Here is a 12,269-nt window from a genome sequence, read left to right on the forward strand (position 1 = left end):
AGGTTATTGCAACTTTACACACACGTTTGATAATTCTTTTTTGATGTATGTATCATCCGATTTGCTGGTAAAATCTCTGATAAAGTACTTCGCGGGCTGTGCACAGAAGATATAGTATATTCACGCAAAATTTTTGTTCGTATGACGCACGATGAGTCAATACAATCCTTTAATCCGAATGCTCCCGGTCTTACGGGAAATGTATTTGGATTACCATTTACGCCAGAAAATGCGGAACTCATTATTGTACCGGTTCCATGGGAAGTAACAGTATCGTACCAAACGGGTGCGGCACAAGGGCCGGAAGCTATACTACAGGCATCGGTACAGGTTGATTTATACGACAGAAACATTGCCGATGCCTGGAAGATTGGAATTGCCATGGTTCCGGTTAATGATGAAATTTTAAAGGAAAACATCCGCCTGCGCGAATTGGCTGCCCAGCACATCGCATCGCTTGAAGGGGGAGACGAAACAGGCGCCAACAATCCGCTGCTCAGAAAAATCAATGAAGGGTGCGAAAACCTGAATGTATATGTAAAAGCCACCACCACAAACTACCTGAAAGAAGGCAAACTCGTTGCTTTGCTGGGAGGCGACCACAGCACACCGCTGGGTTTCATCAGGGCGCTAAGCGAACGGTACGACCGGTTCGGTATTTTGCAGATTGATGCCCATGCCGATTTGCGAAAAGCATACGAAGGATTTATTTACTCGCATGCCTCTATCATGTACAACGCACTAAAACTTCCGTCAGTAAACCGCCTGGTACAAGTGGGAATCCGCGATTTTTGTGAAGAAGAAATACAGGTGATGGATCGATCGATGGGGCGCATAAAAACATTTTTTGATGAAGACCTTAAAGCCCAGCAATTTGCCGGAAAAACCTGGGATGCCCTGTGCGATGAAATCATCCGTGAATTGCCTGAACTGGTGTACATCAGTTTTGATATTGACGGCCTCGACCCGAAACTTTGTCCCAACACAGGTACTCCTGTTGCCGGTGGGTTTGAGTTTCACCAGATTACCTACCTGCTAAGGAAGCTGGTTCAGTCCGGACGGAAAATCATCGGTTTTGATTTAAACGAAGTGGCTCCGGGTAGTGACGAGTGGGATGCCAACGTAGGCGCCCGCATGCTGTACCAATTATGTAACTGGATGGCCGTCTCGCAAGGTAAAGCAAAACCTGCACGCTGATGCTAACGGGTAATTTCCTATTTTGCTGCCTTAACACCTCTTCATGAGCCAACTTATTCAAACCATTGCCAACGGCATCTGGACGCCCGTACTCTTCCTGTTAATACTTGGCGGCCTGTTCTTCTTTTTCTACTCACGGTTTATTCAGTATAAATATTTTTTTCATGCCATCGCCATTTTACGCGGCAAGTACGACAACCCGAACGATCCGGGTTACATTAATGCCTACCAGGCATTATCCACTGCCCTGGCTTCAACAGTTGGCATGGGCAATATTGCCGGAGTAGCCTTTGCCATTAGTATTGGCGGGCCGGGCGCGTTGTTCTGGATGTGGGTAGCCGCATTTGTAGGTATGTCATCTAACTTTTTTACCAGCACACTTTCGGTTATGTACCGTGGTAAAGATTCGGAGGGTAATATTCAGGGCGGCCCGATGTATGTTATCCGCGAAGCACTGGGAAAAAACTGGTATCCGCTTGCCGTAATTTTCAGTGTGTGCTGTTTAATCGGATGTTTACCCATCTTTCAGGCTAACCAGCTTACGCAGGCTATTATTGATATCGGATTTCCTGCAGTTTCGTTCGGTGAATTTGTTATCGGTGACTTTGCAGTTAACAATTTTAAATTACTGATTGGTGTGGTGCTGACAGTTTTTGCCGGTATTGTTATTCTGGGCGGCATTCAGCGCATTGGTAACTGGGCCGGTAAAATGGTGCCGCTGATGATTGTGCTGTACTTTCTTTCGGTACTAGCAATTTTGCTGCTCAATATTGAGGTCGTTCCCAAATACCTCTGGATGATCTTTACCGATGCCTTTTCAGCCGAATACTATAAAGGACCGCTGTTTGGTGGTGTTGTTGGCGGACTCATTCAAACCGGAGTGCGCAGGGCATCGTTTTCAAATGAAGCCGGGATTGGTACAGCACCCATGGCGCTGGGTGCATCACGCAGTACGGAGCCCATCCGCGAAGGACTCGTATCCATGCTGAGCCCGGCCATCGATACGCTGCTGGTTTGCACGCTTACGGCACTTGCCATACTTGTAACCGGTGTATGGCAGTCGAGCGACTCAAACGGAGTAACGCTAACGGCTACCGCGTTTCAAAACGCCTTGCCCGGCTTTGGTAAATACCTGTTGCTGTTGTGCTGCTTCTTTTTTGCGGTTACTTCGCTGTTCTCGTACAGCTATTATGGCAGCAAGGCCATGTCGTTTCTTGTTGGCGTTAAAAATGGAGAGCTGTATAACTATTTTTACCTGGCCACTATTATTTTCGGAGCTGTGGTTTCCATGGAAACCATCATCAATATTATTGATATCGCCTACGCCATCATGGCGTTTCCTACCATGATCTCGGGGTTTATACTGGCACCTAAGGTTATGGAAGAAGCAAAACGGTATTTTGCCCGCTTAAAATCAACCACCTAAAAACAAAAAGGGCTGTTTGCAAAAACAACCCTTTCTGTATCAGGTAGTACCTTAATCAGTAGGTGCGCTTTGCACTCCATGTACCACTGCCCTCGCCTTGCGCCCAGGTACCGCTCATCGAGTTACCGCTTATCGTTCCGGTAAATTCCATATCGCCTGTACCATCGCCATCTATGTCGCAATCGCAACCCAAGGTATTGCCATTCAGTTCGCCGTCCAGTTCAGCCTCATCATCAGATGAGCCACCGTCAGGACGTGCCAGGGCTGCCCATTCATCATCAACAATTAAAAAATTGATAATACCCGAGTCGGAGCCGGAAAATGTTCCTTCAAAACACCGCACCAGGGCGTTGGATTTCTCCTTAACAAGAATGAAGGATACATCGGGATGGCCCGGGATTTCTACGCCAAAAAACCCGAATTCGGTACCCGTGGTATTGGTATAAAATCCAACGGTAGCAAGGCCACCGGTTACTGCCCCGGTGAAGTATCCCTGAAACCCAACATCCGGATTGTATGTCTGCTCAGTTTCCAGATCATAGGATTCACCATCCAGATTTAAGGTTAAGGAGATTACGCCATCGCCAAGGTTATCAAGGTTAACTTTAATAAAGCCGGATGAGCCGATAAATACACCTTTGTAAACTCCTTTGCCGCTGGCATCGTTTTCAGAGCGTGCTTCCGGAGTAGTTACGAAAGAAGGCCCGGAATCATCATCACCACAGCCTGTGTAAACAAGCAGGGATAAAAGCAAAAATAACGATGAAATTTTTGTTCGCATAAGGTTTAAAATTTGGTTTAACATTTATGGCCGTCCATCCTGCCATTTGCTGAAAAGTAACCCCGTAAGCGGCTGCTCATCGGACATCCACGGAAAAAAATCCTGTAAATCAGGGCTTAAGAAGTAACCGGGGTTGGACTATTTTTTTAGATAATCAACGGCAGCCGGATTTTCCATTTTAGTGAGCGGGTACTCAAATAAGCCGTTTTCTTTAATGGCTTCTTCTACCTTGTGCGGCACAAACTTTTCCCAGCCCGGTTCACCCTTCTTAATCATGGCCAGTACGTTATCGCTGATGATGTGCAGGTTATTCACGTTGGCATCGTCAATATCTTCAAGTTTGTTATTGTCCATCAGGTAGCGGAACAGGTTTTTAAGGTTTTTGGGAAGTGTGTGTTCAAAATCACGTAGGGTGAACAACTTACCCGTATCGTTAATCAGGGCAGGATAAATATAAAGTTTAACATTTGTGCCGAATAGGGAAGCGAAGCACTCAAGAATACCTCCCCGGATATTGACATAGGTACGCTCATCGAATACTTTCTGTAAAGCATTTATCCCCATCACAATGCCTATTTTTTTACCTTTCGTAATGCGCGACAGGTAATCCATCAGCCGGTAGTATTCAAAGTAATTTGAAATCAGCACGTTCTGGCCAAGCGAACACAGAATATCAGCCCGGTTTAAAAAGTCTTTTTCATCAATGGCGCCATCCGGCCCAAGGTCGTTCAACGTAAGTTCGGTAAGAAGCACCATTTTTGACCGATCAACATCCGGTTCATTCTTAAAATGCCTGCGCGAGGTAAGCAGCATATCCACGTTTACGTGGGTTGGCGGTCGAAACCTGCCACGCAGCACCAGCACATTTTTTTTGTACAATTCATCGGAGGGTTGCATTACCTCGCCATCGGGGCCAAACATGGCGGCACGGGTCAGGCCGTTCTTCACCAGCTTCAGTGCCATTAACCGGTTATCAACATGTTTAAAATCCGGTCCGGTAATACGAAACATGTCAATTTCTATCCTGCGGGTACTCAGCCCATCCATTAACGCCATCAGAATCTGCTCCGGATCAGTATAAAACGAGCAGGCATAAATCATATTAACTCCCACAATGCCCAATGCCAGTTGCTGCTGTATCGAATCATTATCATGCATCTTTACATGAATGATGCAATCGTTGGGTTCGGCTTCAGGCCGCAACTGAAAACGCAGGCCCATCCAGCCATGCGCCTGGTTGGTACGCTCGAAGTTTAAAACCTCCACGGTATCGGCAAAGGCAAAGAAGCGGGTATCATTAACACGGTGAGGCAGCCGCTCCGGTAACAATTCGTATTCGTGGTCGAGCATTTTAAAAAGCCGTTCTTCGCACACATAGCGTTCGCAATAACCATAAATGGCATCGCTGAATTTCATGTCGTAAGCGCTGATGGTTTTGGCAATGGTGCCGGAGGCTCCACCGGCTTTAAAGAAGTTTGCGGCTACTTCCTGCCCTGCCCCGATTTCGGCAAAGGCCCCGTAAATATCTTTTTTGAGATTGATGCGGAGGGCTTTCTCCTGTGTGGTTAGTTTCCTGAATTCATCCATATCCAACTGCGACAGTAAAAGTAAATCAAATTAATCAGGTCATCAAAATGCAATACAAAGTTTACTGTATAAGTAACCTGTTTTTGATTATTAAGGTTTAAGGTCTATTTTTCGAAATTCAACCCCCCTCACTGCATGGAGTTACGTGGTAGTTTTACGAGTCGGATTGGTTTTATTCTGGCCGCTGCAGGTTCAGCCGTTGGGCTTGGCAATATCTGGCGGTTCCCCTACCTGGCCGGCCAAAATGGTGGTGCGGCTTTTTTGCTTATCTATCTGATCTTCATCTTCTTACTCTGCTTCCCGGTACTTGTTGGTGAAATAGCCATTGGACGTGCAGCCGGGCGTGATGCCTATGGGTCGTACTCCCACCTGGGTGGTAAACGCTGGGGGTACCTGGGTATATTTGGTATTCTGGCCGGGATTTTCATACTCTCCTTTTATAATGTAGTGGCCGGTTGGGCTTTTGGCTATTTTTTGGAGATATCCTTCGGCAACCTGCTTGGCGAACCGGATTTCGGGAAATTCTTCGGCAATTATGTAAACGACATCAGCGACAATTTTTGGTTTTCGCTTGGTTTTATGGTCATCACTGCCCTGATCGTTTCACGGGGCATTCAAAAAGGTGTTGAAGCGGCCAACAAAATCATGATGCCGGCACTTTATATAATTTTGATTCTGCTTATCGCATACAGCCTCACCTTACCCAACGCCTGGGCCGGTGTACGGTTTTACCTGGTACCGGAATTGAATGAAATCAACGCTCAAACTATTTATGACGGCCTCAAACAAGCATTCTTTTCGCTCTCTCTTGGAATGGGGTGCCTAATTACCTATGGTTCGTATGTTAGCAAAACCCAAAACGTAATAAAGTCGGCTGCCATTATATCTGTGGCCGATTCGATGGTAGCTTTTCTGGCGGGATTTATGATTTTCCCGATGGTCTTTTCTCAGAACATCTCTCCTACCGAAGGACCTGCCCTGGTGTTTATTGTTTTACCCGATGTATTCCGGGACATGGGCCCGCTGCTCGGGCGCATTGTGGGCGGTTCATTCTTTCTGCTACTTTGTTTTGCTGCCCTTACTTCAACCATTTCATTGTTGGAGGTGCCCACAACTTACGTGGTTGACCAACTTAAGTTCAGGCGCACACGCGTGGTTTGGTTTCTGGCATTACTCATTTTTGTACTGGGCTTACCCACCATGTTTAGCCAGGGCATGATACCCGCATTGAACAAGTTACCGTTTTACCTTAACCGCGACTGGCTGTCGTTTGTATCGGATATGTGCGACATCAGTTTAACTGTGGGGGGCTGCCTGATGTGCATTTTCATCGTCAGACAATGGAAGATTAATAACATGGATGCCGAACTGGTTAACGGAAACCCCGGTTACATGAATTCCTTTATGCGGAAGTATCTGCATGTTATGATAACGTGGGTTTGCCCGGTACTTTTAGGCGGACTATCGGTGTTGATAATTGACCGGTATTTCGGTTTAGGCGTGTTCTTTTAGCCTTTCTTTTTATTAAGATATTTTTCCTGGGCTTCGCGTTTTATTTCGGTCCATTCATCGGGCGGTGGCGGGGTTCCGTTTTCGAAGACCTGGAGCAACCAGGGCACAATTTCTTTTTTCATCCCAAACCGTTTGGCTACATCCTGGCAAAATTCAATCTCCCGTTTTTCTACTTTTTCATCGGCATACACCATTAAAATCAAATCGTACAGCAGGTTCATCCGATCGTTAAAGTTATCAGGGATGTTCAGCTCAAATTTCTCTTGGCTGTCCACCAGGTTTTTTACCTGCCATTCTTTAAGGCCGTACCGCTGCCCGATTTTGTAAAGCAGCTCAACTTCTTTTTTGTGCATGTGTCCATCGGCATTGGCCAGGGCCAGCAGGTTGCGGATGTGATTTTTTTTGTACGACAGGTACTGGTGTTCAAAGAAACCGATCATAACCGTTGGATGTGTTAGAGACTCACCTTCAAAAGTATCAAACAAATCCTTAAAGGCCAATTGCAGTTATTCAACCCAATCGGCCACAAACAGGTTGGTATCGCGGGTACCGTTATTGTTGCGGTTGCTTGAAAAAATAATCCGCTTGCCGTCAGGCGAAAACATGGGGAACGAATCGAATACCTTGTCGTAGGTAATTTGCTCCAGGCCGGTGCCGTCTTCATTAATCATAAAAAGATTAAACTGAAAACCGCGCTGGCTGTGGTGGTTCGAGCTGAAAATGATCTTCTTTCCGGAGGGATGGTAAAACGGAGCCCAGTTTGCTTTCCCCAGGTTAGTAACCTGGCGAAGATTAGAGCCATCGGCATTGCAAACAAAAATTTCCATGGCCGTAGGTGCTACCAGCCCCTGCTTCAGGTAATCAATATATTCCTGTTTCTCCTCCGCTGTTTTAAACCGAGAAGCCCTGAATACAATTTTGGAGCCATCGGGTGAAAAGAAGGCGCCTCCGTCATAACCCAATTCATTTGTAATCTGCTTAACGCCAGAACCATCAATGTTCATCACATATAAATCCAGGTCACCGTTTCGCATGGAGGTAAACACAATTTTATCGCCTTTAGGCGACACGGTAGCCTCAGCATCATAGCCGGGTGTTGTTGTAAGTTGCTTCCTGATTTTTCCTTTAAGATCAGCAACAAAAACATCGTAGCTATCATAGATGGGCCACAGGTATTTTCCGCCCGGGGTGCGGCCCGGTTCGGGTGGGCACGCTTTGTCGCCCAGGTGTGTGGAAGCATAAAGTATTCGTTTGTCGCCCGGAAGAAAATACGAGCAGGTAGTACGGCCTGAACCGGTACTGATAAGTTGCGGCTTCTTACCCGGCTGCAGGGCGGGGCCATCCACATTCAGGTAAAAAATCTGATCGCACGCAAGGCCCCAGGCCTTGTTGTTGGATTGAAAGGCTACCATCTTGCCGTTAAAACTCCAATAGGCCTCGGCATTATCGCCACCAAAAGTAAGTTGGCGTAAATTTCTCAGGTGCTTTTCCTGTGAATAGCGCAGAGAGTCAGTTGAAGTACCTCTGTTTGCAGGCGCCTTATCTATAAACGATAAACACAGCCCCAATACAAAAACAAGCAGCAAAACCGAATAAAGCCGTTTCATACCAAAAAATTTGGCAAAAATAGATTCTTTAGTTGAGGTAAAATATCCTTCTGCGTAATAATTATGCCGCCCGGGCTGGTTCTTCTTCACGCAATAGCCTTCGCATAATTTTACCAACATTCGACTTTGGCAGTTCATTCCGGAAGACAAAGTACTTGGGAACTTTATAGTTGGTCAGGTTTTTATGGCAATACTCCCTGAGTTCGTCTTCGGTAAGACTTTGATCGCGTTTCACTACAAAAGCTTTTATCACCTCACCCGACCGCTCATCAGGCACACCAATAGCGGCCACCTCCAGGACTTTCGGATGGGCGGCAATTATGTTTTCGATTTCGTTCGGATAAACATTAAAGCCCGATACTTTGATCATATCCTTTTTCCGATCGACAATTTTGAAAAAGCCCTGCTCATCCATCAGGCCGATGTCGCCTGTTTTAAACCACCCGCCCGGATAGAACACATCCGAGTTATCTTTCTCCCAATAGCCGGAAAACACCTGGGGCCCTCTTGCACAAATCTCACCGGTTTGTCCTTGTGGTAGTTGGTTGCCGTTGTCATCGAAGATGGCTACTTCCGTGCTGGGCATCGGCAAACCGATGGTACCCAGTTTGTGGGTGCCATCCAGCGGATTGCAACAGAGCACTGGCGATGTTTCGCTCAGTCCGTACCCTTCAACCAGGGGCTTACCGGTAACTTGCTCCCACTTTTTGGCTACCACATCCTGAACGGCCATGCCTCCGCCAACGGCTCCTTTCAGTTTCGAAAAGTCGAGATTTTTGAAATCCGGATTATTCAACAGGCCGTTGAATAATGTGTTCACCCCGGTTATGATGGTAAACTTGTGCTTCTTAAGTTCTTTTATAAATCCCGGTATATCGCGTGGGTTAGTAATCAATACATTTTTGGCACCAACGCTAAGCTTCAAAATTCCATTAACCGTTAGTGCAAATATGTGGTACATCGGGATGGCCGTGATAATAATATCCTGTTCAGCCGACTGGCTGTGGTACGGTTTAAACCATTGGGTAATCATGGAGTTGTGTGCCACCAGGTTAGCGTGTGTTAACGCAGCGCCTTTTGAAAGACCGGTGGTGCCACCGGTATATTGAAGTACGGCAACATCGGTAAGCGAAAATGATGGTTTAGTAAATGCAAGCACTGCACCTTTTTTAAGAGCCGAATTGAATGAAACAGCGCCCGGCAGATGGTAAGCCGGTACCATTTTCTTTACACGCTTAACCACAAAATTTACCAGGGCACCTTTCAGGCCACCAAGCATATCGCCCAACTCAGTAATAATTACATGTTTTATTGGTGTGTTATGAATAATCTGCTGCAGGTTGTTGGCGAAGTTGGCTACGATAACAATAGCCTTGGCACCCGAATCTTTAAATTGGTGCTCCATTTCGCGTGGTGTATAAAGCGGATTCGTATTGACAACAATCAGGCCGGCACGGAGCGCACCAATAAAAGCAACCGGAAATTGAAGCAGGTTAGGCATTTGTATAGCAATCCTATCACCTTTCTGTAATCCTATCGACTGAAGGTAGGCCGCAAAATGTCTCGACAGTTCATCAACCTGTTCATAGGTTAACTGTTTACCCATATTTTCATAAGCAACACGACTACTGTACTTTTTAAATGAATCTTCAAACAACTCAACAATGGAGTTGTAGTCGTAAAGGTTAATTTCAGCGGGAATACCTGTTGGGTAGCTTTTTATCCAGGGAAAATCTTTCATGATTAGTTGTGGTTAATGCCGAACGATTGTTTGTTTTCAAATATAGGCATCGGAACAAAAAAGTCCTGACCGTTGGTCAGGACTTTACCCTAAATAATAACCGCGAAAAAGTGGCTGTAGAGGGAGGGCTCGAACCTCCACGGGGAAGTTAGCTACAGAACAACCAGTGGTGGTCAACCCCTGTCTGCCGCAGTACCTTCGGCAGGCTATATCCTGCGTTTATCCTTGACTCCCCACCCCCGAGACAGGAGGGCTTGTCTGCCAATTTCAACACCCTACAGTGTACAAACGTTGACAAAGAGAAAAATTGTTATGTTTTTATTCAACATATTCATTTTTTTTTATAAAATATTTAATTAATTTGATATTAAATGAATATTTTTTATAAATGAAAGAGATGTATGCCCCAGAATTATAAAATTGACAATACCGATTTGAAGATTCTTGAAATCTTAATGCGTGATGCCAGCAGGCCGCTTAGCGAGATAGCCAACAAGGTTCATGTTTCAGTAGGCACGGTACATGTGCGCACCAACAAGCTTCGTGAGTCCGGCATTATCGAGAAGACAACCCTGAAGGTAAACTACGCAAAACTCGGTTACGACATTACGGCATTCATAGGTATCTTCCTGGAAAAGAGTGCTTTATACGATTCAGTGATGGCTAAACTTAAAGCCATACCGGAAATTACCAATATCCATTATACCACAGGTAACTACAGCATGTTCGTAAAAATCCACTGTAAAGACACTAACCACCTCAAACTGGTATTGCACGATAAAATCCAGCAGGTTGATGGAATTGAGCGTACAGAAACCATGATTTCGCTGGAAGAAAGCCTGGATCGTAACCTTAACCTGCTTTAAACAAAGGTTCGAAAAGAACCTATTTACCGCATTTCTGTTATATCTTTGAGCTTTATTTGAAATTAGTCTAAATAATTACCCTTACATGAGCAAAGACAACCAGATTCTGGAAGAGCTGACCTCCAGGGAATACGAGCACGGCTGGACTTCCAACATCGAAATGGAGTCGGCTCCTAAGGGCCTTAACGAGGATATCATCCGGTTTATAAGTGCTAAAAAACATGAACCCGAATGGCTGCTGGAATGGCGCCTGAAAGCTTACCGGCAATGGACAAAGATGGCCGAACCAAAATGGCCAAACGTAACCTACCCGGAAATCAACTACCAGGACATTATATATTACGCAGCCCCTAAACAGAAAGTAAAGCCGAAGAGCCTGGAAGAGGTGGACCCGGAGTTATTAAAGACTTTCGAGAAGCTGGGTATCTCTCTTACCGAGCAAAAACGCCTGACGGGAGTGGCCGTTGATGCCGTACTGGACAGTGTATCAGTAGCAACAACGTTTAAAGAAAAGCTTGCCGAACTGGGTATCATCTTTTGCTCGTTCAGCGAGGCGGTGCGTGAACATCCGGAACTGGTAAAAAAATACCTGGGCTCGGTTGTGCCAATGAATGACAACTATTTCGCAGCTCTTAATTCGGCCGTCTTCAGCGATGGTTCTTTCTGCTACATACCCAAAGGCGTTCGCTGCCCGATGGAATTGTCAACCTACTTCCGGATCAACGCGGCCAACACAGGTCAGTTTGAGCGTACGCTTATTGTTGCCGATGAAGGATCATACGTAAGTTACCTGGAAGGCTGCACCGCACCCCAGCGTGACGAAAACCAACTTCATGCGGCTGTGGTAGAGATTTATGCAATGAAAGAGGCGCATGTAAAATATTCAACCGTGCAAAACTGGTACCCGGGCGATAAAGAAGGCAAAGGCGGCATCTATAATTTCGTTACCAAGCGGGCCTTGTGTGCCGGAGAAAGCTCCAAAGTTTCGTGGACACAGGTTGAAACCGGTTCGGCCATCACCTGGAAATATCCTTCGTGTGTACTCAAAGGCGATAACTCCAGCGGTGAGTTTTACTCCGTGGCCGTTACCAACAACCACCAGCAAGCCGACACCGGCACGAAAATGATTCACATCGGCCGAAACACCAAATCGCGAATTGTCTCAAAAGGTATTTCAGCCGGTCATTCACAAAACAGCTACCGCGGCCAGGTGCATGTACTGAAGCGTGCCGAAAATGCCCGCAACTTCTCGCAGTGCGACTCGCTGCTGATGGGCAACAAATGCGGGGCGCACACCTTCCCCTATATTGATGTGGAGAACAATACGGCCCGCGTTGAGCATGAAGCAACCACATCGAAAATTGGTGAAGACCAGATTTTTTATTGCCAGCAGCGCGGTATCGATGAAGAGTCGGCTGTTGCCCTGATTGTAAATGGCTATGCAAAAGAAGTATTGAATCAATTACCGATGGAATTTGCCGTAGAAGCGCAAAAACTGTTGGCGCTCACACTTGAAGGAAGTGTAGGGTAATCGATTCAGCACCCGTATCAA

General features: G+C 46.1%; 10 protein-coding genes. 5 read left to right on the top strand and 5 right to left on the bottom strand.

Annotated elements, in window-relative coordinates; genetic code table 11:
• Window positions 1-141: 141 nt before the first annotated feature.
• Window positions 142-1,197, top strand: coding sequence for an agmatinase family protein (locus tag HRU69_12655; GenBank protein QOI98283.1), 1,056 nt, complete (start codon window positions 142-144; stop codon window positions 1,195-1,197).
• Between the two features lie 43 nt (window positions 1,198-1,240).
• Window positions 1,241-2,623: an alanine:cation symporter family protein gene (locus HRU69_12660; protein ID QOI98284.1), complete on the top strand. Its 1,383-nt coding sequence runs from the start codon at window positions 1,241-1,243 to the stop codon at window positions 2,621-2,623.
• A gap of 55 nt (window positions 2,624-2,678) precedes the next feature.
• Here the strand turns inward: HRU69_12660 and HRU69_12665 are convergent, their stop codons facing one another.
• Window positions 2,679-3,404, bottom strand: coding sequence for a hypothetical protein (locus HRU69_12665; GenBank protein ID QOI98285.1), 726 nt, complete (start codon window positions 3,402-3,404; stop codon window positions 2,679-2,681).
• Window positions 3,405-3,542: 138 nt separating this feature from the next.
• Window positions 3,543-4,991, bottom strand: a complete 1,449-nt coding sequence (locus HRU69_12670; GenBank protein ID QOI98286.1) for a TonB-dependent receptor — start codon at window positions 4,989-4,991, stop codon at window positions 3,543-3,545.
• Window positions 4,992-5,126: 135 nt separating this feature from the next.
• Between HRU69_12670 and HRU69_12675 the strand changes: the two genes are divergently transcribed.
• Complete coding sequence (locus HRU69_12675) at window positions 5,127-6,503, top strand: sodium-dependent transporter (GenBank protein QOI98287.1); 1,377 nt, start codon at window positions 5,127-5,129, stop codon at window positions 6,501-6,503.
• On the opposite strand, the gene HRU69_12680 is transcribed toward HRU69_12675, so the two are convergent.
• The 3 genes from HRU69_12680 to HRU69_12690 form a co-directional block, all read right to left on the bottom strand.
• Complete coding sequence (locus tag HRU69_12680) at window positions 6,500-6,943, bottom strand: TerB family tellurite resistance protein (GenBank protein QOI98288.1); 444 nt, start codon at window positions 6,941-6,943, stop codon at window positions 6,500-6,502. The two genes, HRU69_12675 and HRU69_12680, sit on opposite strands and share 4 nt — an antisense overlap.
• A gap of 66 nt (window positions 6,944-7,009) precedes the next feature.
• Window positions 7,010-8,110 carry a PD40 domain-containing protein gene (locus HRU69_12685; protein QOI98289.1) on the bottom strand — a complete coding sequence of 367 codons (1,101 nt, stop codon included), beginning with the start codon at window positions 8,108-8,110 and terminating at the stop codon, window positions 7,010-7,012.
• Between the two features lie 61 nt (window positions 8,111-8,171).
• The gene (locus HRU69_12690; protein QOI98290.1) at window positions 8,172-9,851 is read right to left on the bottom strand and encodes an AMP-binding protein; all 1,680 of its coding nucleotides are present in this window, start codon (window positions 9,849-9,851) and stop codon (window positions 8,172-8,174) included.
• Window positions 9,852-10,252: 401 nt separating this feature from the next.
• Between HRU69_12690 and HRU69_12695 the strand changes: the two genes are divergently transcribed.
• Both HRU69_12695 and sufB read left to right on the top strand, forming a co-directional pair.
• Window positions 10,253-10,717 carry an Lrp/AsnC ligand binding domain-containing protein gene (locus HRU69_12695; protein ID QOI98291.1) on the top strand — a complete coding sequence of 155 codons (465 nt, stop codon included), beginning with the start codon at window positions 10,253-10,255 and terminating at the stop codon, window positions 10,715-10,717.
• A gap of 85 nt (window positions 10,718-10,802) precedes the next feature.
• The gene (sufB, locus tag HRU69_12700; protein ID QOI98292.1) at window positions 10,803-12,248 is read left to right on the top strand and encodes a Fe-S cluster assembly protein SufB; all 1,446 of its coding nucleotides are present in this window, start codon (window positions 10,803-10,805) and stop codon (window positions 12,246-12,248) included.
• The last annotated feature ends 21 nt before the right edge of the window (window positions 12,249-12,269 follow it).

The organism is Flammeovirgaceae bacterium (assembly GCA_015180985.1).
In the GTDB taxonomy this organism is placed as follows: domain Bacteria; phylum Bacteroidota; class Bacteroidia; order Cytophagales; family Cyclobacteriaceae; genus UBA2336.